This is a genomic window from Pseudomonas sp. LB3P81, assembly GCF_054897965.1.
This window is the reverse complement of the sequence record NZ_JBUBVG010000001.1, coordinates 2,972,208-2,998,337: the sequence shown is the minus strand read 5'-3', so window position 1 is coordinate 2,998,337 and position 26,130 is coordinate 2,972,208. Positions and strand designations below refer to the sequence as shown.

Below are 26,130 nucleotides of genomic sequence, written 5' to 3'. Positions count from 1 at the left end.
GAGCAGTTGTGGATAAGGTTCTGAACTTCAAACAAGGCCGCGTGCCGCTGCTGATCAGCATGCCCCACGCTGGCCTGCGCCTGACCCCGGCGGTCGAAGCCGGGTTGATCCCCGACGCGAAAAGCCTGCCGGACACTGACTGGCACATTCCGAAACTCTACGAATTCGCCACCGAGCTGGGCGCCAGTACGCTGGCCGCCGAGTACTCGCGGTTTGTTATCGACCTGAACCGGCCTTCTGACGACAAGCCTTTGTATGTCGGCGCCACCACCGGTTTGTATCCCGCGACGCTGTTTGACGGCATTCCGTTGTTCCGTGAGGGCATGGAGCCGTCGGCAGCGGAACGCGCGACCTATCTGGAGCAGATCTGGACGCCGTATCACAGCACGCTGCAGAACGAACTGGCGCGGCTGAAAGCCGAATTTGGCTATGCGCTGCTGTTCGATGCGCACTCGATCCGCTCGATCATCCCGCACCTGTTTGACGGCAAACTGCCGGACTTCAACCTCGGCACCTTCAACGGCGCCAGTTGCGATCCTCAGTTGGCCACTCAGCTGGAAGCGATCTGCGCGCGGCACGGCGACTACAGCCATGTGCTGAACGGTCGTTTCAAGGGCGGGCACATCACCCGACACTACGGCAACCCGGCGGAAAACATCCACGCCGTGCAACTGGAGTTGGGCCAGTGCACGTACATGGAAGAGTTTGAGCCGTTCCGTTATCGCCCGGACCTGGCGGCGCCAACGCAAGTGGTGCTCAAGGAATTGCTGCAAGGGCTGCTGGCCTGGGGCCGGCAGCGCTATAACGCCTGAGATCAAAAGATCGCAGCCTGCGGCAGCTCCTACAATGACCGCGTGAAAACCCGATCCTGTAGGAGCTGCCGCAGGCTGCGATCTTTTCGGGCTGACGCCACCGTACAAGCCAGCCTGAAAAACTGACCGTAACCGCTCCCGCAGGGGATTGGCCCCATCCGCCTGAACGGGCACCAAACTCATGGCTCCTTACCCGCTATCCGCACAAATGACAGCGTTCGTCGCCAGGTCGCCGAGGTCGATGCGCTCTATGAAACGCTGCTCGGCTATTTGGCTGAAAAAACCGGCGGCTGAACTCTGACTCAGCGAGGGCATGCTCATTGACGTAATTCGGGTTTATGATGCCGGACGGCAGAATAATAGTAGTCCCCCCAGGGATGACCTCGACCCCTTACGGAGCGCGCAATGCAGACTTTGTACCCGCAGATCAAACCCCACGCCCGGCACGATCTGGCCGTCGATGAAACCCACACCCTGTATGTCGACGAAAGCGGTTCACCGGAAGGTTTGCCGGTGGTGTTCATCCACGGCGGCCCCGGCGCCGGGTGTGATGCACAGAGTCGCTGTTTTTTTGATCCGAACCTGTATCGCATCGTCACCTTCGACCAGCGCGGTTGCGGTCGCTCCACCCCCCACGCCAGCCTGGAAAACAACACCACCTGGGATCTGGTCGCCGACCTTGAGCGGATTCGCCAGCACCTGGGCATCGACAAATGGGTGCTGTTCGGCGGTTCGTGGGGCTCGACCCTGGCGCTGGCCTACGCGCAAACCCATCCGGAGCGTGTGCACGGTCTGATTCTGCGCGGGATTTTTCTCTGCCGTCCGCAGGAAATCGAATGGTTCTATCAGGCGGGCGCCAGCCGTCTGTTCCCCGATTACTGGCAAGACTACATCGCGCCGATCCCGCAGGATGAGCGCGAAGACCTGCTCAGCGCTTTCCACAAGCGCCTGACCGGTAACGACCAGATTGCGCAGATGCACGCGGCCAAGGCCTGGTCCACCTGGGAAGGCCGGACGGCGACCTTGCGCCCGAACCCGCTGGTGGTCGATCGTTTCTCCGAGCCACAGCGCGCATTGTCGATTGCCCGCATTGAATGTCATTACTTCACCAACAATGCGTTCCTGGAGCCGAACCAGCTGATCCGCGACATGGGCAAGATTGCCCATTTGCCAGGCGTGATCGTCCACGGTCGCTATGACGTGATCTGCCCGCTGGATAACGCCTGGGAATTGCATCAGAACTGGCCGAACAGTGAATTGCAGGTCATCCGTGACGCCGGCCATGCCGCTTCCGAGCCGGGCATTACCGATGCGCTGGTGCGCGCCGCCAATCAGATGGCCCGGCGCTTGCTCGACCTGTCCCCTGAAGAAGCATGAAAGGCCTGTTGCAACGCGTGCGTGGTGCGCGAGTCGAGGTAGCGGGGGAGGTGGTCGGTGCAGTCGATCAGGGGTTGCTGGTTCTGGTCGCGGTCGAGCCCGAGGATACTCGGGCCAGCGCCGACAAACTTCTGCATAAGCTGCTTAACTATCGAGTGTTCAGTGACGTCGAGGGCAAGATGAATCTGTCCCTGGCAGACGTCGGTGGCGGGTTGCTGCTGGTCTCTCAGTTCACCCTGGCCGCCGACACCAGAAGCGGGTTGCGCCCGGGTTTTTCAACGGCCGCACCTCCGGCGCTGGGCGAGGAGCTTTTCGACTATCTATTAGAGAAAGCGAAACAGGTGCATGGCACTGTGGCATCAGGTAGATTCGGCGCGGATATGCAGGTGCACTTGGTCAATGATGGCCCGGTAACCTTCCTGTTACAGACCTGAAAGCGCTTGAAACAAGTTTTTAAGGGCTTTTTCACTGAAAACAGGGGTTTTTCGCGAGAAATACTTTGTTGCGCCTGATGCGTTGTAACGCGGCCTACTAGATAATCGCGCGCTACGGGGATCAGCGTTCGTTGGTCCGTTTTGACTTAGGTAGAGACTTGTCCTGGACCTGTTGGGGAATCATTTGTCCCCATAGGAGTCGGAACAATGCTCGCCAACTTGGCAAGAGTGGTTTGTAGGGACGGGTTTTTCATGCCGTCTTCCTCACAGGCCCTTTAACTGGCCGTTGGTTTTTTGATCTGTTTTCGGCGAGGGTTGCTCGTGATTGTTAGTCCCTGTATTGCACCAAAATTGTCTGCCAAACGGTTACGAAGCGCACTGGTAGCGGGCTCTGCTCTGCTCTGCCTGCTCAGCGCCGGCCAGCTTTGGGCATTCAGTCTGGATGATGTGTCGGCCAAGGCAAAAGAGCTGGCCGGGCAGAAATACGAAGCCCCGCGCAGTAACCTGCCGAACGAATTCCGCGAGATGAAATTCGCGGACTATCAAAAAATTCGCTTCCGCACCGAAAAAGCCGAGTGGGCCGATCAGAAAACCCCGTTCAAGCTGTCGTTCTATCACCAGGGCATGCACTTCGATACGCCGGTGAAAATTAACGAAATCACGGCCAACACCGTCGAAGAGATCAAATACGACGCCAGTCGTTTCGATTTCGGCGATGTGAAGTTCGATCCTAAAGCCACCGAACAGCTGGGTTATGCCGGCTTCCGTGTGCTGTACCCGATCAACAAGGCCGACAAGCAAGACGAAATCATGACCATGCTCGGCGCGAGTTACTTCCGCGTTGTCGGCAAGGGCCACACGTATGGCTTGTCCGCTCGCGGCATGGCCATCGATACCGCGCTGCCGTCCGGTGAAGAATTCCCGCGTTTCACCGAGTTCTGGATTGAACAGCCAAAACCGGGTGACAAGCACCTGGTGATCTTCGCCCTGCTGGATTCGCCACGCGCCACCGGTGCGTATCGCCTGACCCTGCGTCCGGGCAGCGACACCGTTGTCGACGTCAAGGCCCAGATGTTCCTGCGTGACAAGGTCACCAAGCTTGGCGTTGCGCCGCTGACCAGCATGTTCCTGTTCGGCGCCAACCAGCCTTCCAAAGTGTTGAACTATCGTCGCGAACTGCATGACTCCAGCGGTCTGTCGATCCATGCCGGCAACGGCGAGTGGATCTGGCGTCCTCTGAACAACCCGAAACACCTGGCGGTGAGCAACTTCTCGATCGAGAACCCGCGCGGTTTCGGCTTGCTGCAACGTGGCCGTGACTTCAGTCACTACGAAGACCTCGACGACCGCTACGACAAACGTCCAAGTGCCTGGATCGAGCCAAAAGGCGACTGGGGCAAGGGTTCTGTCGACCTGGTTGAAATCCCGACCGCCGACGAAACCAACGACAACATCGTTGCGTTCTGGAGCCCGGAAAAACTGCCGGAGCCTGGCCAGCCGCTGGAATTCGGCTACCGCATGCACTGGACCATCGACGAAGCTTCGATTCATGCGCCGGACAGCGCTTGGGTCCAACAGACCCTGCGTTCCACGGGTGACGTGAAACAGTCCAACCTGATCCGCCAGCCGGACGGCAGCGTTGCCTACCTGGTGGACTTCGAAGGCCCGTCCCTAGCGGCGCTGCCTGAAACTGCGGACGTTCGCAGCCAGGTCAGCGTTGGCGACAACGCCGAGCTGGTCGAGAACAGCGTGCGTTACAATCCGGAAACCAAAGGCTGGCGCCTGACCCTGCGGATGAAGATCAAGGATCCGGGCAAGTCCACCGAGTTGCGTGCTGCACTGGTTCAGAACGTCGTGCCTGCCGATCTCGCCACGTCTTCGGTTCCAGCGTCCAATTCTTCTGTTGCCAAGGCTGACAAGGTTGCTGCAAGGCAAGCGGAGAAAGCGGACAAGGAAGCGAAGGCCGCCGAGGCCAAGCAGGCCGAAGCCAAGCCAGTCGTAGATGCCAAGGACAAGGACAACAAAGACGCCAAGCAGCCTGCTGCTGCGGACGCGGCCCCAGCCACACCGGAATCGGCACCGACTGAAGAAGTCCTGACCGAGACCTGGAGCTATCAGTTGCCTGCCGATGAGTAATTCTCAAGTACAGCCAGAGTCGCTTGCCGAGTATCTGGCGCATTTACCGATGACCGACGAGCAGCGCGCGGAACTCGCGGGCTGCCAGTCCTTCAGCGAGCTGCACCAGCGCCTGTCGTCCTCGACGTTCGACGCTCCGACCGAGGCCGCTCAGGCTTCGGTGGGCCGTCGTTTGACCCTGAACACCGCTGAAGAGCTGGAAGAAGCGGAAATGCTGGTGCTCGACGCCAGCGGTCGGGTTTGCCTCAAGGCAACGCCACCGATCCGCCGGACCAAAGTCGTGCCCGAGCCGTGGCGCACCAACATTTTGGTGCGTGGCTGGCGGCGTCTGACCGGTCGCACCAATCCGCCGGCCCCGCCGAAAGACGAGAACGTATTGCCAGCCGCGCGCTGGCGTACGGTCGGTTCGATCCGCCGTTACATTCTGCTGGTGCTGATGCTCGGTCAGACCATCGTCGCCGGCTGGTACATGAAAGGCATCATGCCGTACCAGGGCTGGTCGTTCGTCGACCTGAACGAAGTCCTGCATCAACCCCTGATGCAAACCGTCACGCAAGTGCTGCCGTATGCGCTGCAGACCAGCATCCTGATCATGTTCGGGATTCTGTTCTGCTGGGTGTCGGCCGGTTTCTGGACGGCGCTGATGGGCTTCCTCGAGTTGCTTACCGGTCACGACAAATACCGCATTTCCGGTAAAAGTGCCGGCAACGAGCCGATCGCCAAGGACGCGCGCACTGCACTGGTGATGCCGATCTGCAACGAAGACGTGCCACGGGTGTTCGCCGGTTTGCGCGCGACGTTCGAGTCGGTTGCGGCCACGGGTGACCTGGATCGCTTCGACTTTTTCGTCCTCAGCGACAGTAACGATGCCGACATCTGCGTCGCCGAGCAGCAGGCCTGGCTGGACGTCTGCCGTGAAGCCAAGGGCTTCGGCAAGATTTTCTATCGCCGCCGTCGCCGCCGCGTTAAACGCAAAAGCGGCAACCTCGACGACTTCTGCCGTCGCTGGGGCGGTGACTACAAGTACATGGTCGTGCTCGACGCTGACTCCGTGATGAGCGGCGAGTGCCTGACCAGTCTGGTGCGCCTGATGGAAGCCACGCCGGACGCCGGCATCATTCAAACCGCGCCGCGTGCGTCGGGCATGGACACGCTGTATGCGCGCATGCAGCAGTTTGCGACCCGGGTGTACGGTCCGCTGTTTACCGCTGGTCTGCACTTCTGGCAGTTGGGCGAATCCCACTACTGGGGTCACAACGCGATCATCCGCATGAAGCCGTTCATCGAGCACTGCGCCCTGGCGCCGTTGCCGGGCAAAGGCGCGTTCGCCGGTGCGATCCTGTCTCACGACTTCGTCGAAGCCGCGCTGATGCGCCGTGCCGGTTGGGGCGTGTGGATTGCCTACGACTTGCCGGGCAGCTACGAAGAACTGCCGCCGAACCTGCTGGACGAACTCAAGCGTGACCGTCGCTGGTGCCACGGTAACCTGATGAACTTCCGCCTGTTCCTGGTCAAGGGCATGCACCCGGTTCACCGTGCGGTGTTCCTCACCGGTGTGATGTCTTACCTGTCGGCACCGTTGTGGTTCTTCTTCCTCGTGCTGTCGACGGCGCTGCTGGCGGTCAACACGCTGATGGAACCGCAGTACTTCCTGGAACCGCGTCAGCTTTATCCGCTGTGGCCTCAATGGCACCCGGACAAGGCGATCGCGTTGTTCTCGACCACCATCGTGCTGCTGTTCCTGCCGAAGTTGTTGAGCATCATCCTGATCTGGGCCAAGGGCGCGAAAGAGTTCGGCGGCAAGTTCAAGGTGACCTTGTCGATGCTGCTGGAGATGCTGTTCTCCATGCTGCTGGCGCCGGTGCGGATGATCTTCCACACCCGTTTCGTCCTCGCTGCGTTCCTCGGCTGGGCCGCGACCTGGAATTCGCCGCAACGTGACGACGACTCCACGCCATGGAGCGAAGCGGTCAAGCGCCACGGTCCGCAAACCCTGCTGGGCTTCTTCTGGGCGCTGCTGGTGATCTGGCTGAACCCGAGCTTCCTCTGGTGGCTGGTGCCGATCGTCGGATCGTTGATGCTGTCAATTCCGGTGTCGGTGATTTCCAGCCGCGTGGGCCTGGGCCTCAAGTCCCGTGACGAAAGCCTGTTCCTGATCCCTGAGGAATACAATCCGCCACAGGCGTTGCTGGCAACGGACCAGTACACCCATGAAAACCGTTACCACGCGCTGAAAGACGGCTTCGTCCGCTCGGTGGTCGATCCTCAGCAGAACGCCCTGGCGTGCTCGCTGGCGACTTCGCGTCACCGTGAGGCCGAGCCGATCGAATGGCTGCGGATCGAGCGTGTTCGCCATGCATTGAAAGTCGGGCCTGACGCGCTGACCAACAATGAGCGCGTGCAACTGCTGAGCGATCCGGTGGCACTGGCTCGTTTGCATGAGCAGGTCTGGAACGAAGGTCATCCCGAGTGGCTGGAAGCCTGGCGCAAATCGGTGAAATCCGATCCCCATGCGCCGTTGCTGCCGCTCAAGCCTCTGAGTGCACAGCCTCAGTTAGCATAAAAAGCCCCGCTTCTGAGAGGAGGCGGGTGTTTTTAAAAGATCGCAGCCTTCGGCAGCTCCTACACGGTGTCAATCTGTAGGAGCTGCCGAAGGCTGCGATCTTTTGCTTTCAGGCCCGTGAAACAACAAATCACGCGCAAACACTTGTGCAAACGAGCGAGTACGTTAGCATCCGTCCCCGAATTGGTGCGCCCGGATAATTTTTGTCCGTAGCGGTGCGTTTCCTGAGGGGAGCCGCCGTTTGCGCGCCTCATAACGCAATGGGTTTGGGGACATGATGATGAAGAAGTATCTCTCGATGCTGCTGGTCGGCGTCACGGCATTGGTTGCAGTCAGCGCGGCGCAGGCCGGTGCCATTGATGATGCGGTCAAGCGCGGCACGCTGAAAGTCGGCATGGACCCGACCTACATGCCGTTCGAGATGACCAACAAGCGCGGCGAGATCATCGGTTTTGAGGTCGACATCCTCAAAGCCATGGCCAAGGCCATGGGTGTCAAACTGGAGATGGTGTCCACCGGCTACGACGGCATTATCCCGGCCCTGCTGACCGACAAGTTCGACATGATCGGCAGCGGCATGACCCTGACCCAGGAACGCAACCTGCGCCTGAACTTCAGCGAACCGTTCATCGTGGTTGGCCAGACCTTGCTGATCCGCAAGGAGCTGGAAGGCACCATCAAGTCCTATAAAGACCTGAACACCGCCGACTACCGCATCACCTCCAAGCTCGGCACCACCGGCGAGATGGTCGCCAAGAAGCTGATCTCCCAAGCCAAGTACCACGGCTACGACAACGAGCAGGAAGCCGTGCTCGACGTGGTCAACGGCAAGGCCGACGCCTTCATCTATGACGCGCCTTACAACGTCGTGGCAGTGAACAAGGTCGGCAACGGCAAACTGGTGTTCCTCGACAAGCCGTTCACCTACGAACCGCTGGCCTTCGGTCTGAAGAAAGGTGACTACGACAGCATCAACTTCATCAACAACTTCCTGCACCAGATCCGCGAAGACGGCACCTACGATCGCATCCATGACAAGTGGTTCAAAGACACCGCTTGGCAAAAGGATATGGAGTAGCACTGTCCTTTGTGGCGAGGGAGCTTGCTCCCGTTCGGCTGCGCAGCAGTCGTAAAACCGGTTTGAACCGTTCTACCCGACGTTGCGCGGTGGCTGATTTCAGGGCTGCTTCGCATCCCAGCGGGAGCAAGCTCCCTCGCCGCAGAGGGAGCGGACGCCCTGATCGTTATGGATTTACCCTTAAATGAAACAGAAAAAAGCCCAATGGCCCTGGCACGTCTTGACCGTGCTGGTGCTGATCGGCCTGGCCGGCGCGTTGTATTACGCCACCTCGCTGATGTCCTACGAATGGCGCTGGAACCGCGTGCCGCAGTACTTCGCCTACCACGCCGAAGAGTCCCAGCGCGCCGCCGACATCTCGACCGTCAGCGAACTGGTGCGCAAAGGCGACAAGGCTGAAGTGACCCTGCGCAACGACGCGGGTAACGAGCAGCATCTGACCGTCGACGACAACAGCCTGCAAGTCGCCCAGGGCGATGATGTGGCCGAAGGCGACGTGATTGGCGTGACTCGTCATTGGGCTGCCGGACCGCTGATGTGGGGTCTTTGGACCACCTTGTGGCTGTCCGTGGTGTCGGGCGTGCTCGGCTTGCTGATCGGTCTGGCCACCGGCCTGTGCCGTCTGTCGAACAACCCGACCCTGCGTGATCTGTCGACGATATACGTCGAACTGGTGCGCGGTACGCCGTTGCTGGTGCAGATTTTCATTTTCTACTTCTTCATCGGCACCGTGATGAACCTGTCACGGGAATTCGCCGGGATCGCCGCGCTGTCGCTGTTCACCGGTGCCTATGTGGCGGAGATCATCCGCTCCGGCGTGCAGTCGATCGCCCGTGGCCAGAACGAAGCCGCGCGTTCCCTGGGCTTGAGCGCGGGGCAGTCGATGCGCCACGTGGTGCTGCCGCAAGCGTTAAAACGCGTGCTGCCGCCGCTCGCCGGGCAATTCATCAGCCTGGTCAAGGACACCTCGCTGGTGTCAGTGATCGCGATTACCGAGCTGCTGAAAAGCGGCCGCGAAGTCATCACCACCTCGTTCTCGCCATTCGAAATCCTGTTCTGCGTGGCCGGTCTGTATTTGTTGATCAACCTGCCGCTGTCGAAAATCGCCAGCCGGCTTGAGCGGAGGCTCGCGCAAAGTGATTGAAGTCCGCGATCTGGTAAAAGTCTTCGACACCCGCGGCCAGGTGGTGCGCGCGGTGGACAACGTCAGCACAACCGTCGCCAAGGGCGAAGTGCTGGTGGTGATCGGCCCGTCCGGTTCCGGCAAGTCGACGTTTCTGCGCTGCCTCAACGGTCTGGAAGAATTCGATTCGGGCTCGGTGAGCATCGACGGTCTGCAACTGGCCGACCCGAAAACCGACGTGAATGCCTACCGCCGCGAAGTCGGCATGGTGTTCCAGCATTTCAACCTGTTCCCGCACATGACCGTGCTGGAAAACCTCTGCCTCGCCCAGAAAGTCGTGCGCAAGCGTGGCAAGAAAGAGCGTGAAGCCAAAGCGTTGGCATTGCTGGAGAAGGTAGGTATCGCGCAGAAGGCCAACGAGTACCCGTCGCGCCTGTCCGGCGGTCAGCAACAGCGCGTGGCGATTGCCCGGGCGCTGGCGATGGAACCCAAGGTCATGCTGTTCGATGAGCCGACCTCGGCCCTCGACCCGGAAATGGTCGGGGAAGTGCTGGACGTGATGAAAACCCTGGCCGTGGAAGGCATGACCATGGTCTGCGTCACTCATGAAATGGGTTTTGCGCGGGAAGTGGCGGATCGGGTGTTGTTCTTCGATCACGGCAAATTGCTGGAAGATGCCTCGCCGGCCGAGTTCTTCGATGCGCCGAAGGATCCGCGGGCTCAGGCGTTTTTGCGCCAGGTTTTGTAGCCGCATCGCTGAAAAAAGATCGCAGCCTTCGGCAGCTCCTACAGGTGTACACATTACCTTGTAGGAGCTGCCGAAGGCTGCGATCTTTTGATTTTACAGCTTCGTCAAACCTTGAACCTGCCCACCAGCATCTGCAAATGCGTCCCCAACCGCGCCAGCTCGACGCTGGAAGCCGCGGTCTCTTCACTGGCGGCCGAGGTCTGCTCGGACACATCGCGCACGTTGAGCACGCTACGGTTGATCTCTTCAGCCACCGCGCTTTGCTGTTCGGCCGCTGAGGCGATCTGCTGGTTCATCGACTGGATGGCCGACACGGTGCGAGTGATGCTTTCCAGCGAGCCACCGGCACGGCGGGTCAGTTCGACGCTGCTGTCGGTCAGGCTGCGGCTATTGTCCATGATGGTTGCGACCTGCTGGGTGCCGCTTTGCAGGCCGACGATCAGCTCTTCGATTTCTTCGGTGGACTGCTGGGTGCGCTGGGCCAGGCTGCGGACTTCATCGGCGACCACCGCAAATCCACGCCCGGCTTCACCGGCACGGGCGGCTTCAATGGCCGCGTTGAGCGCCAGCAGATTGGTTTGCTGGGCGACGGATTTGATCACGTCGAGCACGCTGCCGATCTTGTCGCTTTCGCGTTTCAGGTGACCCATGGCCTCGGTCGAGTTGCCGACTTCCCTGGCCAGGCGTTCGATTTGAGCGATGGCTTCGCCGACAATCTTGTCACCTTCGCGGGCCTGCTGATCGGCGGCGACTGCCGCTTCAGAAGCCTCTTCGGCGTTGCGCGCGACTTCCTGCACGGTGGCGGTCATTTCGTTCATCGCGGTCGCCACCTGATCGGTCTCGACCTTCTGGCTGTTGACCCCGGCGCTGGTCTGCTCGGTCACTGCGGACAGTTCTTCGGCGGCACTGGCGATTTGTGTGACGCCGTCGCTGATGCCGCCGATCAATTCACGCAGGCCCAGGGTCATGCGCTGCATGGCGCGCTGGAGTTGACCGAGTTCGTCCCGGCGCTCGGAATCGAGGTTCTGGGTCAAGTCGCCAGCGGCTATGCGCTCGGCCACTTTTAGCGTCTGGCTCAACGGAATGACGATCTGCCGAGTGATGGCCCACGCCGCGAAGAGGCCGAAGACCAGCGCCAGGGCGGTGGCCAGTAACAGCATGTTCTTGGCGTGTGCGGCGTCGGTGTCACGCACGACGGTTTGCGAGGCGGTGAGTTTTTTGCTGGCGTCGAGCAGGATGTTGCCTTCGGTGGCCATGCGTTTGAGTGCGGCGGCGCTGGCGACCTGAGAGTCTCGGTACTGGCTGACAGCGGCGCGGTAGGCCTTGAGTGAATCGCTGGCCTGTTGCAGGTTGGCGATGTGCTGTTCCGGCAATCTGGACGGCAGGCTTTCGAGGTTTTTCAACGCGTTGTCGATGGCGTCCAGTGCCGGTTGCTCGGCTTCGGTCTTGCCGCTGTAGGTATAGCCGCGCACCTGGAAGCGAGCCTGCTGGATCAGTTTGCTCAGGTCGATGACGCTGTTGAAATCGGCGACGCTCTCGCCTTGCAGCAAGGATTTCTCGACTTCGGTCACGCGTGCCACGGCGTTATCGGCCGTGGCGCCGAGTTTGCTGCGGGCATCTTCGCGGTTGGCGCCGGCTTGGGTCATGGCGGCGAAGGCTTGTTTGTACTCACTGACGGCGGCCAGTTGCTGGTCGATCATCGCTACGTCGGCCGGTTGTTCGATCAGCGTGCGCGCGGTTTTCAGTCCGGTGTCGAGTTGGCCGAGCAGCTCGTTGACGGCGCCCGGTCCCTGTTCGCCACGGCGCATCTCGTAATCCAGGCGGGCCAGGCGCAAGTCCTTGGTCAGCTCATTGAGGCTGGAAATAAACCCCAGCTTGTCGCCGCGACTGACCACGTCACTCAGACCGGCCCAGCCGGTGACGGTGATCGACAATGTCAGCAGCAGCACAAGACCGAAGCCGACACCCAGTTTGCGATTGACGCTGACGTTCCCCAGTTTCCCGGCTAGCCATTGGTACATGCTGCAACCCCCACGGATCACTAGTTGTTTTTATGGGAGATATATCGGCAGAAGGACGGGGTTCTGTAGGTGCAGCACAATGGTCTGGCAGGCAAGTTACCTGTGGCGAGGGAGCTTGCTCCCGCTCGGCGGCGTAGCCGTCGTAAAACCAGTCACTGCGATATCGGGGAATAAAAGCGATGGCCGCTTCGCGACCAAGCGGGAGCAAGCTCCCTCGCCACAGGGTTTGGAATGAAGCTCAGCGGCGGGGTTAGAACAGGCGGGCGAGCAGCGCAGTAACGGCGGTTTCGACGCGCAGGATGCGCTCGCCGAGCTGCACCGGTTGCAGGCCGGACTTGGCCAACAGGTCGATTTCGTAGGGGATCCAGCCGCCTTCCGGGCCGATGGCCAAGGTGACCGGTTCATCCAGGCCACGAGGGCAGGGCGGGTAATTGCCGGGATGACCGACCAGGCCGAGGGTGCCTTCGGCGATCGCTGGCAGTCGATCTTCGACGAACGGTTTGAAGCGCTTCTCAATGACAATTTCAGGCAGCACACTGTCCCGGGCCTGTTCGAGGCCGAGGATCAATTGCTCGCGTATCGCTTCAGGTTCGAGAAACGGCGTTTGCCAGAAACTTTTCTCGACGCGGTAGCTGTTCACCAGCACGATCCGCGGCACACCCATGGCCGCCACGGTCTGAAACACCCGACGCAGCATTTTCGGCCGCGGAAGGGCCAATACCAGGGTCAGCGGCAGCTTGGCGGGTGGCGGCTGGTCGAGGGTGACGCGCAGTTCGGCTTCATCGGCGTCCAGACGCAGCACTTCGGCCGAACCCATCAAGCCGCCGATACGCCCGACGCGCATGTTGTCACCCACTTCACAGCGGTGAACTTCCTGCATGTGCGTCAACCGGCGATCGCGCAGGATCGCCCGGTCGGCCGCAATGAAATCGGCCTCTTCGAGGAGCAGCAGGTTCACGGCTGGGTCGCTGGCGGCTGGTCGTTGTGATCGTCAACCGGCTGGTCGTCCGGGTGCTCGCCACGCTTGCTGATCAGGCCGCCGAACAGGATGCCGATCTCGAACAGCAGCCACATCGGTACGGCTAGCAGCGTCTGCGAAAAGATGTCCGGTGGCGTCAGGATCATGCCGACCACGAAGCAGCCGATGACCACGTACGGGCGGATTTTCTTCAGGTATTTGACGTCGACCACGCCGATCCATACCAGCAGCACCACGGCCACCGGGATTTCAAACGCCACGCCGAAGGCGAAGAACAGCGTCATGACGAAGTCGAGGTAGCTGCTGATGTCGGTCATCATCTCCACACCGGCCGGGGTGGCGGCGGCGAAGAATTTGAAGATCAGCGGGAACACCAGGTAATAGGCGAATGCCATGCCGGCGTAGAACAGCATGATGCTCGATACCAGCAAGGGCACGGCGATGCGTTTTTCATGCTTGTACAAGCCTGGCGCGATAAAGCCCCAGATCTGATGCAGGATGACCGGGATCGCGAGGAACAGCGAGACCATCATGGTCAGCTTCAGTGGCGTCAGGAACGGCGACGACACGTCGGTGGCGATCATCGTCGCGCCGACCGGCAGGTACTGGCGCAGCGGCGTGGAGACGAAGGTGTAGATCTGCTGGGTGAAGGCGAACAACCCGGCGAAGATGATGAAGATCGCCGCTACACAGCGCAGCAGACGGGTACGCAACTCGGTGAGGTGCGAAACCAGCGGCATGTGCTGGTCGTTTTCTGGGAGATCGCTCATGGGGCTCGCGGCGGCAGTGTTGGGTCATGAGGGGCCGGCGCAACAAGCGCAGCCGCAGGCGTAACAGGTTCAACCGGAAGTGCTGCAACAACGGGCGCAGGTTCTGCAGCATGAATCGTCTGCTCCGCCACCGGTTCAACCGGTTGAACCGGCGTGGCTTCCTGCTGAGTCGGCGTGAAGATCTTCCGCGCCTCCTGTTCCAGCGACAGAATGTGCTCGTTGTGCAGTTGCCGACGAATTTCGTCGGCACCGATTTCACGTTCAACTTCCTGCTTGATCGCGTTGAAGCTGCGCTTCAGACGCCCGACCCACAGGCCGGCCGTGCGCGCAGCACCCGGCAGACGCTCGGGACCCAGCACCAGCAGGGCCACGAGGCCGACGAGCAGCAATTCAGAGAAGCTGATACCAAACATTAGTCAGTGCTCACACGTCTTTGCGAATCGGCTCTTCGACTTTTTGCGCTTGCACGTCGATCGTGTGCGGCTGGTTCACGGACTGTGTGGTCTGTGGCTGAACCGGTGGCACCGGTTGGGCCGGGGTCACGGTCGGGTCGACGGTCTTGTCTTCATCATTCATGGCTTTGCGAAAGCCCTTGATCGACTCGCCCACGTCAGTGCCGAGGTTTTTCAGTTTCTTGGTGCCGAACACCAAAACGACAACAACCAGGATGACGATCCAGTGTTTCCAGTCAAAAATGCCCATGTTGCTGCTCCTTTCTAATAATTGTTCAGGCGGACGGGCGCGAGGCTTTCTCGGCGTGTCCGGACAGACCGAAACGACGGTCGAGTTCATCGAGTACAGCCTGTGGATGTTGCCCCAGTTGGGCGAGCATGACCATGCTGTGGAACCACAAATCGGCAGTCTCGTAGATCACATCGCTGCAGTCACCGCTGATGGCGGCATCCTTGGCGGCAATGATGGTTTCGACCGACTCTTCGCCGACTTTTTCCAGAATCTTGTTCAAGCCCTTGTGGTACAGGCTGGCGACATACGAGCTGTCGGCGGCGGCGCCTTTGCGCTCTTCCAGCACTTCGGCCAGTCGGGTGAGAGTGTCACTCATGGGTGTGTCCTGCGGAATAGATGGCGTGCGGGTCTTTCAGGACCGGGTCGACGGTTGTCCAGTCGCCGTTCTCGAAGACGCGGTAGAAGCAGCTCTGACGGCCGGTATGGCAGGCGATGTCGCCGATCTGCTCGACCATCAGGATGATCACGTCGGCGTCACAGTCCAGGCGCATCTCATGCAGGGTCTGCACGTGGCCGGACTCTTCGCCCTTGCGCCACAGCTTGCCGCGGGAGCGCGACCAGTAAATGGCGCGGTTCTCGGCGGCGGTCAGTTCCAGCGCTTCACGGTTCATCCAGGCCATCATCAGGACGCGCCCGGTCTTGTGATCCTGGGCAATCGCCGGCACCAGGCCATCAGCGTCCCACTTGATCTCGTCCAGCCAGTTTTTCATCTTCGACTCCGACAACGGGTTCCACACTTCATGAGCAGAACCCAAGCGTTGAAACAGTGTGCCAGCGCGCAACACAACTGGCTATCGGCGAACGACCAGATACAAACCGACGGCCATCATGATTCCGGCCGGCCAGTAAGCCAGTTCGTTCAGCGGCCCGCCTGCGGCGAGTATCGAACCGCCGGCCAGATGGGCAGTGCCGAGCAAGCGCAGGAACCAGTCGTCCCGGCGTCGATGCCACGGTGGCGGCGGGTCGTAGGCGTGGGGCTGGGACATGCGTTCAAGCAAATCGCGGGCCATATTGGCCAGGTGCGGCAGCTGTTCGAACTGGCTCTGCACGTTGCCAAGCAAGGCTTTGGGGCTGACGCGTTCACGCATCCAGCGTTCGAGGAACGGTTGGGCGGTGTTCCACAAATCGAGGTCCGGGTACAGCTGGCGGCCCAGGCCTTCGATATTCAACAGGGTTTTTTGCAGCAGCACCAACTGCGGCTGCACTTCCATGTTGAAGCGTCGAGCGGTCTGGAACAGGCGCATCAGCACCTGGCCAAAGGAAATATCTTTTAACGGTTTTTCGAAGATCGGCTCGCACACCGTACGGATCGCTGCTTCGAATTCGTTGAGTTTGGTTTCCGCCGGCACCCAGCCCGAATCGATGTGCAATTGCGCCACACGACGGTAGTCACGCTTGAAGAACGCGAACAGGTTGCGCGCCAGGTAATCCTGGTCTTCCGGGGTCAGGCTGCCGACGATGCCGCAGTCGATCGCAATGTACTGTGGGCTCCACGGGTTGACGGTGCTGACAAAGATGTTGCCCGGGTGCATGTCGGCGTGGAAGAAACTGTCGCGGAACACCTGGGTGAAGAAGATCTCCACGCCACGCTCGGCGAGCATCTTCATGTCGGTGCGTTGATCGGCGAGGGTCGCCAGATCGGTCACCTGAATCCCGTAGATGCGCTCCATCACCAGCACTTTCGGCCGGCACCAGTCCCAATAGACTTGTGGCACATACAGCAGCGTCGAACCTTCGAAATTGCGTTTCAACTGGCTGGCGTTGGCCGCCTCGCGCAACAGGTCGAGTTCGTCGTAGATGGTTTTTTCGTAGTCCTGCACCACGTCCACCGGGTGCAGCAGGCGTGCGTCGGCCGAGAGTTTCTCCGCCGCGCGGGCGAGGATGAACAGCCACGCCAGATCCTGCGCGATGATGGGTTTCAGGCCGGGACGGATCACTTTGACCACGACTTCTTCACCGGTTTTCAGCTGCGCGGCATGCACCTGCGCCACCGAAGCAGAAGCCAGCGGTTCGACGTCGAAGCGGCTGAACACTTCGCTGATTTTCTTGCCGAGCTGTTCTTCGATCAGCTTGATCGACACTTGCGAATCGAACGGTGGCACGCGGTCCTGCAACTTCATCAGCTCGTCGGCGATGTCTTCCGGCAGCAGATCGCGGCGGGTGGACAGGATCTGCCCGAACTTGATGAAAATCGGCCCGAGGTCCTGCAGCGCCAGACGCAATCGGGCGCCACGGCTCAGGTCCAGCGTCTTGCGCGGGAACCAGCGCCACGGCAAGGCGTAGCGCAGCGCCAGCAGAAACCACGGCAGCGGCAGGGCGAACAGCAGGTCATCGAGGCGGTAGCGAATCACAACGCGCTGGATGCGCAACAAACGGCGGACGGCAAGCAGCTTCATGCGTTATCGCTTGGGTCGAGGGATCGGGAAAGGCGCTCGAAACGCGCCTCGAGACGTTCCAGATCGAGCTTGATCTGGTCCAGTTCACTGAAACGGGCTTCGGCTTCGCGCTGACCGACGAGGGTGCGCGATTCTTCGGCCAGGTATTCGCCCAGGTTCTGGCCCAGGCTGGCGAACCCTTGCTGATACCAGCGTGCGCGGCTGCGCAAATGACCGCCGACCAGGTGCGTGGCGACCGGGCCTAGCCAGCGCGAGAGTTCGTACTCCCAGTCCAACTCGAGGTCCTGAAGGATCGCCGCCAGTTCCAGCAGCACACCGCTGTCGCCGTAGAACTCGACGTCGGGACCATGCAGGACCGAGGTCTTGTCCTTGCTCATCGCCAGTTTCAACAGGCTTGAGGCCGGTGCACGCAAGGTGCAGTCGGCGCCGGTTTCCCACTGGGAAGCGAGCATCAAGCCTTCGTCGCTGGGCAGGATGAACAGTTGCAGTGCCGGGCTGCGGCAGTCGATGGCAATCACCTTGCCGCTCAAATGTGCCAGCCGTGGCAGCGCCGTGCTGTCGAGACGCAGCACCCGGTTCAGACCGAGTTCAACGCTGGCGAGCAGTCCGGCCAGCAACATCAGGGCTTGATGCCGCGGTGCAGGGCAACGATGCCTGCGGTCATGTTGTGATAGGTCACGCGGTCGAAACCGGCCTCGACCATCATCGACTTCAGGGTTTCCTGATTCGGGTGCATGCGGATCGATTCGGCCAGGTAACGATAGCTTTCCGAGTCGTTGGTGATCAGCTTGCCCATCAGCGGCATGAAGGCGAACGAGTAGGCGTCGTAGGCCTTGGACATCAGCGCGTTGGTCGGCTTGGAGAATTCCAGCACCAGCAAACGGCCGCCCGGTTTCAGCACGCGCAGCATCGAGCGCAAGGCGTCTTCTTTATGCGTCACGTTGCGCAGGCCGAAAGCGATGGTCACGCAATCGAAATGGTTGTCCGGGAACGGCAGCTTTTCAGCGTCGGCCTGAACGAATTCAACGTTGCCGGCCACACCCAGGTCCAGCAGGCGGTCACGACCGACCTTGAGCATGGATTCGTTGATGTCGGCCAACACCACCTGGCCGGTCGGGCCCACGAGGTGCGAAAACTTTTTGGTCAGGTCGCCCGTGCCGCCAGCGATGTCCAGCACGCGGTTGCCGGTGCGCACGCCCGACAGTTCGATCGCGAAACGCTTCCACAGACGGTGCATGCCGCCTGACAGGAGGTCGTTCATCAGGTCGTACTTGGCGGCCACCGAGTGGAAAACCTCAGCGACTTTTTCCGCTTTTTGGCTTTCCGGAACGTTTTTGAAACCGAAGTGAGTGGTGGGTTCGGCATCGCTGCCTTTGCGCTGATCAGTCATATCGCTGTCACCAGAAGAGAATGCGGGACATTCTAATCCCGGTGGCCTGCTTTGTCTTGGCAAGGCTGAAGGTAAGATAGGCAATAGCCGGGACGTTTTGCCGCAGCAGCGGTCAAGATGCTTCAGGAAAGTATCCATAAAGCAGGAGTCATTTGATGGCCCGTATTAGTGTTGAGCGTGCCCACGGCCTGGGCAAGGTAGCGGCCCGCGAGAAGGCCGACAAGCTGGCGCAGAACCTCTGCGTTCAATATGGCCTGGAGCCGCAATGGTCGGGCGATACCCTGAACCTCAGGCGTTCCGGTGTGAAAGGCGCGGTGCATGTGGGGGAGAATTCGATCAAGGTCGAGGTCGAGTTGGGCCTGTTGATGTCGGCCATGAGCGGCACGATCAAATCGGAAATCGAAAAGGGGCTGGAAAAAGCGTTGGCTTAACGGGCATGGATTTGTGAATGCAATTCCTGTGGGAGCGGGCTTGCCCGCGAAGAGGCCGGTACATCCGCAATAAACTCTGTGGCTGATCCATCGTCTTCGCGGGCAAGCCCGCTCCCATATTTTGTTTGTGGTGTGACCTGAGGATTATTTCAGTTGTTAGGGTGTTGTTTCTAATTTTTCTCCCTACTTTGTGCCTGAGCCCGACTCTTTCGCGGGCAGTTCCTCAAACCTTCTGCGCGTGAGGTGCACCATGGCCAAAGTTATTTTGAAGAAAAAAATCGACGCTTCGACAGCGGCTCTTAAGGACGTTAAATCTTACGCCCGCAAGATCTGGCTGGCAGGCCTGGGTGCCTACACCAAGGTTGGCCACGAGGGCAGCGAGTACTTTCAAGAGTTGATCAAGGCTGGTCAAGTTGTTGAAAGCGAAGGTAAAAAGGCAGTTGCCGAGAAACTTGAAGCCGCGAACGCCGAGATCGATGAAGCCAAGAGTGAAGTGAGCACTTTCAAAGGCCGGGTCGAAGTTCAGCTCGACAAGGTCGAGAAGGCTTTTGACTCGCGTGTCGCAAGTGCCTTGAATCGTATCGGCATTCCGTCTAAACATGACGTTGAGACACTGTCTGCTAAGCTCGATGAGCTGACGGCATTGCTCGAACGCGTCGCGCAGAAATCTTAAGGAGAACGGGATGGCTGGTAAAAAGAACACCGAAAAAGAAGGCAGCTCGTGGATTGGGAAAGTCGAAGATTACTCCCGCAAAATCTGGCTGGCTGGTTTAGGCGTGTACTCGAAGATCGACACTGACGGCAGCAAGCTCTTCGATACATTGGTCAAAGACGGCGAGAAAGCCGAGAAGCTCACCAAGAGCGCTGTCGGCAAGAAAGTCGATGACGTCAAGGATTCCGCTTCCTCGGCCAAGTCGCGCATCAGTGGCGTGAAAGATCGTGCGCTGGGCAAGTGGGATGAGCTGGAAGGTGCTTTCGACAAGCGCCTGAACAGCGCCATTTCGCGCCTGGGTGTACCGAGCCGTAACGAAGTGAAAGCGCTGCACAGCAAGGTCGATACCCTGACCAAGCAAATCGAAAAACTCACCGGTGCCAAGGTTGCGCCTGTTGCGGCCAAACCTGCTGCCAAGCCACTGGCAAAAGCGGCCGCTAAACCGGCGGCCAAAACTGCCGCAGCAAAACCTGCAGCAGCCAAGCCAGCGGCCAAACCGGTCGCCGCCAAAGCAGCAGCAAAACCGGCAGTCAAGCCAGCGGCAAAACCTGCCGTAGCGAAGACGCCAGCAGTGAAAAAACCGGCAGCGCCGAAAGCCGCTGCTCCCAAACCAGCAGTGGCGGCCGCCAAACTGGCAACTCCGGTGAGCGCATCGAACTCTGCTACCGCGCCAACCCCTGCTGCAACCCCGACTGCCGCGCCAGCTCCATCGACGCCAACCAGTCAGACCTGATTTCAGGGCTAAAAAAACGCCCGGCCTGCCAAGGTCGGGCGTTTTTGTTTGAGGATTGAGTCGTCGGCGAAAAGATCGCAGCCTTCGGCAGCTCCTACAGATGTACGCGACCCAATGTAGGAGCTGCCGAAGGCTGCGATATTTTGATCTTAATGCTCTTTCAGGTATTGCAGTGCCAACTGCTCGGTCGCGACCTTGATCGGCGGCAGCAGATGCGGCGCCACCAGCATCATGATCTGATACACCACCAACTTCACCTCACCCTCACGATCCAGAATCCGCTGATAGTCCAGCGAGAACAGCAGCGTCAGGGTGATCTGCTCCACCAGTTGCCCCAGCGCCTGTGTTTCGCTGACCAATTGCCCCTGAGCCTTCAGGCGCGCCAGCAATGACGCCAGCGTGCGCTTCAGCGCATTGAGCAGGTTGCGTATCCCTTTGGCCAGTTTCGGCAGGCGCCCGGCGAGGTTCGACAGGTCCTGGAACAGAAACCGGTAATGAGCCAGTCGCTCGACGATCAAATGCAGAAACAGCCAATAGTCTTCAGGTGCAAGTTCCACGTCGGACGGCGGATCGAGCAGCGGCGCGAGCTCCGCCTGGAAGCGCTCGAACAACCCGAGAATCAGCGGTTCCTTGCCGTGGAAGTGATAGTAGAGGTTGCCCGGGCTGATGCCCATTTCGTTGGCAACTTCCATGGTGGAGACGTTTGGTTCGCCCTTCTGGTTAAACAACTGCAGGGCACATTCGAGGATCCGGTCGCGGGTTTTCATCCAGTCTTCTTAATGATCATGCCAGGCCAACCCCGTCCCTGTAGGAGCGAGCTTGCTCGCGAAAAACGTGAACGATAACGCGTGCTGCCTGATTTACTGCGTTGCCGTTTCGTTCTTCGCGAGCAAGCTCGCTCCTACAGTGTATGGGTTGCTGGCCATAGCGTATTGGGTGTCAGCGCACGCGCACGTAAGTACCGGGTGCCGCCTCCATCGGTGGATAATTCTGGTTGCCGAGCGCCATGTGGGTTTCTTTCTGCGCGCCCGAGCGTTCCTGAATCCAGCTCAGCCAATGCGTCCACCAACTGCCGTCGACTTGTTTGGCGTCGTAATACCAGGCCCGTGGATCGCTGCTCAGTTTCGTGCTTTCGACAAAGTTGGCTTTCGGGTTTGAGGGCGGGTTGAGAATGCTCTGCACATGACCGCTGTTGGACAGCACGAAGCGTCGCTCGCCACCCAGCAGCAGCGTCGAGCGATACACCGCATCCCACGGGGTGATGTGGTCGTTGATGCCGGCCACGCTGAAGCTGTCGACGGTGACTTTCTGCAGATCGATCGGCGTGCCGCACACTTCAAGACCGCCCGGATGACTCAGCGGGTTGTGCTTGAAGAAGTCCAGCAGGTCGCCATGAAAGGCTGCCGGCAGACGCGTGTTGTCGCTGTTCCAGTAGAGAATGTCGAACGCCGGCGGCTCCTTTCCCAACAGGTAGTTGTTGACGAAGTAGCCCCAGATCAAATCGTTGGGGCGCATCCAGGCGAAGACCTTGGCCATGTCGCGACCGTCCAGCACACCCTTCTGATAGGACCGACGCTTGGCCGCTTCCAGGGTCTGTTCGTCGGCGAAAAGTGTGGCCGGCGTGTCCATCTGGCTGTCGAGCAGGCTCACCAGGTAGGTCGCGCTGGATACCCGACGCAACTGCCGCTTGGCTTGCAAATGACCTTGCAGCGCGGCAATGGTCAGCCCGCCGGCGCAGGCGCCCATCAGGTTGACCTCGCGCGCACCGGTGATCGCCCGGCACACGTTCATCGCTTCTTCCACGGCTTCGACGTAGGTCGACAGGCCCCATTCGCGATGGCGCACATCCGGGTTGCGCCAACTGATCATGAAGGTTTGCAGGCCGTTCTTCAGGGCGAACTGGACGAAGCTGTTGCCGGGACTCAAGTCGAAAATGTAGTACTTGTTGACCTGTGGCGGCACCACCAGCAGCGGTTTGGAATACTGCTTTTCGCTCATCGGCTTGTACTGGATCAGCTCCAGCAGTTCATTGCGAAACACCACGGAGCCGGTGGTGGTGGCGACCGTTTTGCCGACCTCGAACGCCTGTTTGGTCACTTGCCTTGGCAGGCCGTCGTTGTGCAGGAAATCATCGACCAGATGACTGATGCCGCGCACCAGGCTGCTGCCGCCGGAGTTGAAGATTTCCTTGATCGCCAGCGGATTGAGCAGGGTGTTGGACGGTGACACCGCATCGTTGAGCAAGGAGAACACGAAGTGGGCGCGGGCGCGATCGTCCGCGTTCATGTTGCTATCGTCGATCCAGCTTTTGACCTGCTTCTGCCAACTCAGGTACGCCTGCAGGCTGCGGCGATAAAACGGGTTGAGGCTCCAGGCCGGGTCGGCAAAGCGACTGTCCTGCGGGTTGGTCGGGTGCAGGGTTTCGCCCAGCAACACACGCCCCAATTGACCGCCCAGCTTCAAGGCGTGTCGGGTGCTGTGCACCGGGTTGCGCAAACCATAGGCGGCAACACTGCGCAGGGTCGATATCAGATCCCGACCACGCAGGCCCGTAATCGCACTCTGTGCGTTGATGAACGCGGCGGGAGTGGGCAACAACTCCCTCGCTGGTTTTTCGCGCATGACTCAACACTCCTTCGTCTTCAGGTCAAAAACAAATACACCGAACCAGAACACCATAGACGCTGTAACGGGTTGTTGCGCGGCGCGGCGTCCTGCCGACCCCTTTTTGTAACAAAAGCCGGGGTCGGCTAACCGCCGAATGGCGCCGGATGTGGATGCATCACGGCGCGCTGCCGTTCTTCCTCGAGAAATTTCATGATGATCGGCGCCACGGCCTCCGCGCGGGTAATCAGGAACAGATGCCCGTCATCGATGATGTGCAACTGAGCATTGGGAATCCGCCAGGCCAGCAGTCGCATGTTGATCAACGGGATCAGTGGATCGTCGTCGCCCGCCAGCACCAGCGTCGGCTGATGGATCTTGTGCAGCCAGTGAATGCTGGTCCAGCCGAGACCGGCGAACAACTGCCAGTAGTAACCGAGCTTGCCTGCCGAACGCACTTTTGCCGCATAGCTGGCGGCGAGGGTCGGATCGCGACGGAACGAGCCGCCGTAGATCATCGGCGCAATGCGGATGACGTGAGACGGCTGGATGTAACGCCGTGGGCTGGCCATCATCCACAGCACTTTCGGTTTGCCCGGCACCATCAGCACACCGGCTGCCGTGGCCGCCAGCACCAGTTTCTTGCAACGCTCGGGATAGTCGTAGGCGAACTGCTGGGCGAGGGCGCCGCCCCATGACACGCCAATCACATTGACTTTCCCATAGTCGAGATAGTCGAGCATCCGTGCCGTGAGTTTGGCCAGACTCGGAAAACGGTACGGCCGGTTCGGTGTCGACGAGCCGCCAACACCCGGGACATCGAAAGCGATGACTTCAAGGTCCGGGTCCAGCGCCGCGACGAACGGAAACACTAGCTCCAGGTTGGCGCCGATGCCATTGAAAATCAGCAAGGGGGTCAAGTGAGGCTTGCCGGGGCGTACCGCCGTGCGGAGGGTCTGGCCATCCAGGTCGACGGTACGAAAAATAAACGGTTGCGGCATGCTTCAAGCCCTGTGTGTTAATTCGTCCCAGAATTCCCTGTAGGAGCGAGCTTGCTCGCGAAAAACGTAAGGGCAGCGCGTTAATCAGGTAGTACGCGTTATCGTTGACGTTCATCGCGAGCAAGCTCGCTCCTACAGGTAAAGCGGGGTGTGTCAGTTACCGCTCGTGTACGTAAGTGCCTGGCGCCGCCTCGCCTGCCGGGTAAGCCTTGTTGCCCAGTTTTACCGGAGCTTTTTTCAATTCGCCCGAGCGCTCGGCCTGCCAGGTCTGCCAGTGCAGCCACCAGGAATCGGTGTGCTTGGTGGAGTTTTCCTGCCAGTCCTCGGCCTTGACCGGCATTTCGCTGCTGGTCATATAACGTGACTTAGGGTTGCCCGGCGGGTTCAGGATGCTCTGGATGTGCCCGCTGCTGGACAACACGAACTCGACATTGCCGCCAAACAGTTGCGCCGACTTGTAGCAGGACTTCCACGGCGTGATGTGGTCGTTGGTGCCGGCCAGGGAAAAGATGTCGGCCGTGACCTGCTTCAGGTCGATCGGCGTACCGCACACTTCCAGTGCGTCCTGACGGATCAGCGGGTTGTTTTTGAACAGCTCGATCAGGTCGCCGTGGAACGCGGCGGGCAAGCGTGTGGTGTCGTTGTTCCAGAACAGGATATCGAACACCGGCGGCTCGTTACCGAGCAGGTAGTTGTTGACCCAGTAGTTCCAGATCAAGTCATTGGGGCGCATCCAGGCAAAGACTTTCGCCATGTCGCGGCCTTCCAGCACACCGGCCTGATAGGAATGGCGCTTGGCGGCTTCTAGGGTCTGCTCGTCGACGAACAGGGCCACGTCGCTGTCCAGGGTAGTGTCCAGCACGCTGACCAGCAGCGTCAGGGCGTTGACCTTGTTCTCGCCGATCGCCGCGTAGTGGCCCAGCAGGGCGGTGCAGGTGATGCCGCCGGAGCAGGCGCCGAGCATGTTCACGTCTTTGCTGCCGGTGATCGCGGTGACCACGTCGACTGCTTCCTTGAGCGCTTCGATGTAGGACGACAGGCCCCACTCGCGTTGCTCCTTGGTCGGGTTGCGCCAGCTGACGATGAAGGTCTGCACATTGTTGCGCAGGCAGAAACGCGCCAGGCTTTTGTCCGGGCTCAGGTCGAAAACGTAGAACTTGTTGATTTGCGGCGGCACCACCAGCAATGGGCGCTCGTGCACCTGCTCGGTGGTTGGCCGGTACTGGATCAGCTCCAGCACGTCGTTGCGAAATACCACAGCGCCTTCGGTCACGCCCAGGCTTTTGCCGACTTCGAATGCGCCCATGTTGACCTGGCTCGGCATACCGCCGTTGTGCACCAGATCCTTGGCCAGGTGCGAGAGGCCGTCGAGCAGGCTCTTGCCACCGGTTTCGAAGAAGCGTTTGACCGCCGCCGGGTTGGCCGCACTGTTGGTCGGGGCCATGGCTTCGGTCATGAGGTTGATCACGAAGTGCCCGCGTGCCACATCCTTGGGCGTGAGGTTGCTGTCGTCAATCCAGTCGTGGAGTTCCTTGCGCCACGCCAGGTAAGTTTGCATATAACGTTTGTAGAGCGGGTTCTGGCTCCAGGCCGGATCGTGGAAGCGACGGTCATCGCTGGTGGGTTGCAGCTCGGATTTGCCGAACAGCACATTCTTGAGTTCAAGGCCGAAATGAGCGACATGCCTGACGCTATGCACCGGTTGCCTCATGGCCTGCCTGAGCACCATTCGAGCAGAAGCCAGTAGATCCTTTCCACGCAGCCCAACGACAGGATTCAGTCCCAAGGTGTTTTCCGAGGCCTGATACTTCAAGTCATCGTTATTCAGTTTACTCATCTACGACGCTCCATTGTCCTGAGACGAGTACCAGGTCCAGCTGTGTAGGTACACAGCCAATGCCAGGTACTACTGCTCGGGTGACCGATAATTCTTCATCACTGCTTTTTAGTTCTAAGAGCACTGCAGGGAACTTGCCAGGTCCATTGGTTACCCGAGTTTAATTTTTTTCGCAAGCAGGCTAATGACTGACCTCGGGGCCTAGCATTCAAACATTTCAAATTAGAAAATGCCTTCTAAA

25 protein-coding genes and 1 pseudogene are annotated in these 26,130 nt (G+C 59.8%); 11 read left to right on the top strand and 15 right to left on the bottom strand.

Annotated features, from left to right (window positions below; translation table 11 throughout):
• Positions 1 to 8 precede the first annotated feature (8 nt).
• From hutG to ACYZTL_RS13760, 8 genes are all read left to right on the top strand, one after another.
• Positions 9 to 812, top strand: a complete 804-nt coding sequence (gene hutG / locus ACYZTL_RS13795; RefSeq protein WP_461952256.1) for an N-formylglutamate deformylase — start codon at positions 9 to 11, stop codon at positions 810 to 812.
• 405 nt (positions 813 to 1,217) lie between these two features.
• Positions 1,218 to 2,189, top strand: coding sequence for a prolyl aminopeptidase (pip, locus tag ACYZTL_RS13790; RefSeq protein WP_461952255.1), 972 nt, complete (start codon positions 1,218 to 1,220; stop codon positions 2,187 to 2,189).
• Entirely contained in the window at positions 2,186 to 2,623 is a 438-nt protein-coding gene (gene dtd / locus ACYZTL_RS13785) for a D-aminoacyl-tRNA deacylase (protein ID WP_461952254.1), read from the top strand. The genes pip and dtd overlap by 4 nt, the downstream gene beginning before the upstream one ends.
• Positions 2,624 to 2,944: 321 nt before the next feature.
• Positions 2,945 to 4,759 (top strand): glucan biosynthesis protein G, encoded by a 1,815-nt coding sequence (locus ACYZTL_RS13780; RefSeq protein ID WP_461952253.1) that lies wholly within the window; start codon positions 2,945 to 2,947, stop codon positions 4,757 to 4,759.
• Entirely contained in the window at positions 4,752 to 7,322 is a 2,571-nt protein-coding gene (gene mdoH, locus ACYZTL_RS13775) for a glucans biosynthesis glucosyltransferase MdoH (protein ID WP_461952252.1), read from the top strand. Before ACYZTL_RS13780 ends, mdoH begins: the two co-directional genes overlap by 8 nt.
• A 280-nt stretch (positions 7,323 to 7,602) precedes the next feature.
• Complete coding sequence (locus ACYZTL_RS13770; RefSeq protein WP_461952251.1) at positions 7,603 to 8,400, top strand: transporter substrate-binding domain-containing protein; 798 nt, start codon at positions 7,603 to 7,605, stop codon at positions 8,398 to 8,400.
• 184 nt (positions 8,401 to 8,584) lie between these two features.
• A complete protein-coding gene (locus ACYZTL_RS13765; RefSeq protein ID WP_461952250.1) occupies positions 8,585 to 9,544 on the top strand; it encodes an amino acid ABC transporter permease in 960 nt (319 codons plus the stop codon).
• Positions 9,537 to 10,271, top strand: coding sequence for an amino acid ABC transporter ATP-binding protein (locus ACYZTL_RS13760; RefSeq protein ID WP_461952249.1), 735 nt, complete (start codon positions 9,537 to 9,539; stop codon positions 10,269 to 10,271). Before ACYZTL_RS13765 ends, ACYZTL_RS13760 begins: the two co-directional genes overlap by 8 nt.
• Positions 10,272 to 10,375: 104 nt before the next feature.
• Here the strand turns inward: ACYZTL_RS13760 and ACYZTL_RS13755 are convergent, their stop codons facing one another.
• From ACYZTL_RS13755 to ubiE, 11 genes and pseudogenes are all read right to left on the bottom strand, one after another.
• Positions 10,376 to 11,089 carry a methyl-accepting chemotaxis protein gene (locus tag ACYZTL_RS13755; RefSeq protein WP_461954305.1) on the bottom strand — a complete coding sequence of 238 codons (714 nt, stop codon included), beginning with the start codon at positions 11,087 to 11,089 and terminating at the stop codon, positions 10,376 to 10,378.
• Between the two features lie 144 nt (positions 11,090 to 11,233).
• Positions 11,234 to 12,292: pseudogene (locus ACYZTL_RS13750) on the bottom strand (methyl-accepting chemotaxis protein); the annotation flags it as partial.
• 250 nt (positions 12,293 to 12,542) lie between these two features.
• Positions 12,543 to 13,250, bottom strand: a complete 708-nt coding sequence (locus ACYZTL_RS13745) for a 16S rRNA (uracil(1498)-N(3))-methyltransferase (RefSeq protein WP_461952248.1) — start codon at positions 13,248 to 13,250, stop codon at positions 12,543 to 12,545.
• Positions 13,247 to 14,041, bottom strand: coding sequence for a twin-arginine translocase subunit TatC (tatC, locus tag ACYZTL_RS13740; RefSeq protein ID WP_461952247.1), 795 nt, complete (start codon positions 14,039 to 14,041; stop codon positions 13,247 to 13,249). The genes ACYZTL_RS13745 and tatC overlap by 4 nt, the downstream gene beginning before the upstream one ends.
• A complete protein-coding gene (gene tatB, locus ACYZTL_RS13735) occupies positions 14,038 to 14,454 on the bottom strand; it encodes a Sec-independent protein translocase protein TatB (protein WP_461952246.1) in 417 nt (138 codons plus the stop codon). The genes tatC and tatB overlap by 4 nt, the downstream gene beginning before the upstream one ends.
• Positions 14,455 to 14,464: 10 nt before the next feature.
• The gene (locus ACYZTL_RS13730) at positions 14,465 to 14,743 is read right to left on the bottom strand and encodes a twin-arginine translocase TatA/TatE family subunit (RefSeq protein ID WP_461952245.1); all 279 of its coding nucleotides are present in this window, start codon (positions 14,741 to 14,743) and stop codon (positions 14,465 to 14,467) included.
• Between the two features lie 25 nt (positions 14,744 to 14,768).
• A complete protein-coding gene (locus ACYZTL_RS13725) occupies positions 14,769 to 15,101 on the bottom strand; it encodes a phosphoribosyl-ATP diphosphatase (RefSeq protein ID WP_008047820.1) in 333 nt (110 codons plus the stop codon).
• The gene (hisI, locus tag ACYZTL_RS13720; protein ID WP_150796910.1) at positions 15,094 to 15,495 is read right to left on the bottom strand and encodes a phosphoribosyl-AMP cyclohydrolase; all 402 of its coding nucleotides are present in this window, start codon (positions 15,493 to 15,495) and stop codon (positions 15,094 to 15,096) included. Before hisI ends, ACYZTL_RS13725 begins: the two co-directional genes overlap by 8 nt.
• Positions 15,496 to 15,576: 81 nt before the next feature.
• Positions 15,577 to 17,181 (bottom strand): ubiquinone biosynthesis regulatory protein kinase UbiB, encoded by a 1,605-nt coding sequence (ubiB, locus tag ACYZTL_RS13715; RefSeq protein WP_461952244.1) that lies wholly within the window; start codon positions 17,179 to 17,181, stop codon positions 15,577 to 15,579.
• On the bottom strand, positions 17,178 to 17,801 hold the full coding sequence (locus ACYZTL_RS13710) for a ubiquinone biosynthesis accessory factor UbiJ (RefSeq protein WP_461952243.1): 624 nt from the start codon (positions 17,799 to 17,801) through the stop codon (positions 17,178 to 17,180). The genes ubiB and ACYZTL_RS13710 overlap by 4 nt, the downstream gene beginning before the upstream one ends.
• On the bottom strand, positions 17,801 to 18,571 hold the full coding sequence (gene ubiE, locus ACYZTL_RS13705) for a bifunctional demethylmenaquinone methyltransferase/2-methoxy-6-polyprenyl-1,4-benzoquinol methylase UbiE (protein WP_007948968.1): 771 nt from the start codon (positions 18,569 to 18,571) through the stop codon (positions 17,801 to 17,803). Before ubiE ends, ACYZTL_RS13710 begins: the two co-directional genes overlap by 1 nt.
• 155 nt (positions 18,572 to 18,726) lie before the next feature.
• Here ubiE and ACYZTL_RS13700 point away from each other — a divergent pair, with 155 nt between their 5' ends.
• The 3 genes from ACYZTL_RS13700 to ACYZTL_RS13690 all read left to right on the top strand — a co-directional run bounded on the left by ACYZTL_RS13700 (position 18,727) and on the right by ACYZTL_RS13690 (position 20,447).
• A complete protein-coding gene (locus tag ACYZTL_RS13700) occupies positions 18,727 to 19,002 on the top strand; it encodes a polyhydroxyalkanoic acid system family protein (RefSeq protein WP_461952242.1) in 276 nt (91 codons plus the stop codon).
• Between the two features lie 250 nt (positions 19,003 to 19,252).
• On the top strand, positions 19,253 to 19,675 hold the full coding sequence (locus tag ACYZTL_RS13695; protein WP_461952241.1) for a phasin family protein: 423 nt from the start codon (positions 19,253 to 19,255) through the stop codon (positions 19,673 to 19,675).
• Positions 19,676 to 19,685: 10 nt separating this feature from the next.
• Entirely contained in the window at positions 19,686 to 20,447 is a 762-nt protein-coding gene (locus tag ACYZTL_RS13690) for a phasin family protein (RefSeq protein ID WP_461952240.1), read from the top strand.
• A 149-nt stretch (positions 20,448 to 20,596) separates the two neighbouring features.
• Here ACYZTL_RS13690 and ACYZTL_RS13685 read toward each other — a convergent pair whose 3' ends face one another.
• The 4 genes from ACYZTL_RS13685 to phaC (ACYZTL_RS13670) all read right to left on the bottom strand — a co-directional run bounded on the left by ACYZTL_RS13685 (position 20,597) and on the right by phaC (ACYZTL_RS13670) (position 25,889).
• Positions 20,597 to 21,214: a TetR/AcrR family transcriptional regulator gene (locus ACYZTL_RS13685; RefSeq protein ID WP_461952239.1), complete on the bottom strand. Its 618-nt coding sequence runs from the start codon at positions 21,212 to 21,214 to the stop codon at positions 20,597 to 20,599.
• A gap of 172 nt (positions 21,215 to 21,386) precedes the next feature.
• Positions 21,387 to 23,069 (bottom strand): class II poly(R)-hydroxyalkanoic acid synthase, encoded by a 1,683-nt coding sequence (gene phaC / locus ACYZTL_RS13680; RefSeq protein WP_461952238.1) that lies wholly within the window; start codon positions 23,067 to 23,069, stop codon positions 21,387 to 21,389.
• Between the two features lie 128 nt (positions 23,070 to 23,197).
• A complete protein-coding gene (gene phaZ, locus ACYZTL_RS13675) occupies positions 23,198 to 24,052 on the bottom strand; it encodes a poly(3-hydroxyalkanoate) depolymerase (protein ID WP_461952237.1) in 855 nt (284 codons plus the stop codon).
• 157 nt (positions 24,053 to 24,209) lie between these two features.
• Positions 24,210 to 25,889 (bottom strand): class II poly(R)-hydroxyalkanoic acid synthase, encoded by a 1,680-nt coding sequence (gene phaC, locus ACYZTL_RS13670; protein ID WP_461952236.1) that lies wholly within the window; start codon positions 25,887 to 25,889, stop codon positions 24,210 to 24,212.
• Between the last annotated feature and the right edge of the window lie 241 nt (positions 25,890 to 26,130).

Coding starts and splice junctions, on each gene's coding strand:
- pip (WP_461952255.1), top strand. CDS start 1,218: ATGCAGACTTTGTACCCGCAGATCAAACCCCACGCCCGGCACGATCTG.
- dtd (WP_461952254.1), top strand. CDS start 2,186: ATGAAAGGCCTGTTGCAACGCGTGCGTGGTGCGCGAGTCGAGGTAGCG.
- mdoH (WP_461952252.1), top strand. CDS start 4,752: ATGAGTAATTCTCAAGTACAGCCAGAGTCGCTTGCCGAGTATCTGGCG.
- ACYZTL_RS13770 (WP_461952251.1), top strand. CDS start 7,603: ATGAAGAAGTATCTCTCGATGCTGCTGGTCGGCGTCACGGCATTGGTT.
- ACYZTL_RS13765 (WP_461952250.1), top strand. CDS start 8,585: ATGAAACAGAAAAAAGCCCAATGGCCCTGGCACGTCTTGACCGTGCTG.
- ACYZTL_RS13755 (WP_461954305.1), bottom strand. CDS start 11,089: ATGAACGAAATGACCGCCACCGTGCAGGAAGTCGCGCGCAACGCCGAA.
- tatC (WP_461952247.1), bottom strand. CDS start 14,041: ATGAGCGATCTCCCAGAAAACGACCAGCACATGCCGCTGGTTTCGCAC.
- tatB (WP_461952246.1), bottom strand. CDS start 14,454: ATGTTTGGTATCAGCTTCTCTGAATTGCTGCTCGTCGGCCTCGTGGCC.
- ACYZTL_RS13730 (WP_461952245.1), bottom strand. CDS start 14,743: ATGGGCATTTTTGACTGGAAACACTGGATCGTCATCCTGGTTGTTGTC.
- ACYZTL_RS13725 (WP_008047820.1), bottom strand. CDS start 15,101: ATGAGTGACACTCTCACCCGACTGGCCGAAGTGCTGGAAGAGCGCAAA.
- hisI (WP_150796910.1), bottom strand. CDS start 15,495: ATGAAAAACTGGCTGGACGAGATCAAGTGGGACGCTGATGGCCTGGTG.
- ubiB (WP_461952244.1), bottom strand. CDS start 17,181: ATGAAGCTGCTTGCCGTCCGCCGTTTGTTGCGCATCCAGCGCGTTGTG.
- ACYZTL_RS13710 (WP_461952243.1), bottom strand. CDS start 17,801: ATGTTGCTGGCCGGACTGCTCGCCAGCGTTGAACTCGGTCTGAACCGG.
- ubiE (WP_007948968.1), bottom strand. CDS start 18,571: ATGACTGATCAGCGCAAAGGCAGCGATGCCGAACCCACCACTCACTTC.
- ACYZTL_RS13700 (WP_461952242.1), top strand. CDS start 18,727: ATGGCCCGTATTAGTGTTGAGCGTGCCCACGGCCTGGGCAAGGTAGCG.
- ACYZTL_RS13695 (WP_461952241.1), top strand. CDS start 19,253: ATGGCCAAAGTTATTTTGAAGAAAAAAATCGACGCTTCGACAGCGGCT.
- ACYZTL_RS13690 (WP_461952240.1), top strand. CDS start 19,686: ATGGCTGGTAAAAAGAACACCGAAAAAGAAGGCAGCTCGTGGATTGGG.
- ACYZTL_RS13685 (WP_461952239.1), bottom strand. CDS start 21,214: ATGAAAACCCGCGACCGGATCCTCGAATGTGCCCTGCAGTTGTTTAAC.
- phaC (WP_461952238.1), bottom strand. CDS start 23,069: ATGCGCGAAAAACCAGCGAGGGAGTTGTTGCCCACTCCCGCCGCGTTC.
- phaZ (WP_461952237.1), bottom strand. CDS start 24,052: ATGCCGCAACCGTTTATTTTTCGTACCGTCGACCTGGATGGCCAGACC.
- phaC (WP_461952236.1), bottom strand. CDS start 25,889: ATGAGTAAACTGAATAACGATGACTTGAAGTATCAGGCCTCGGAAAAC.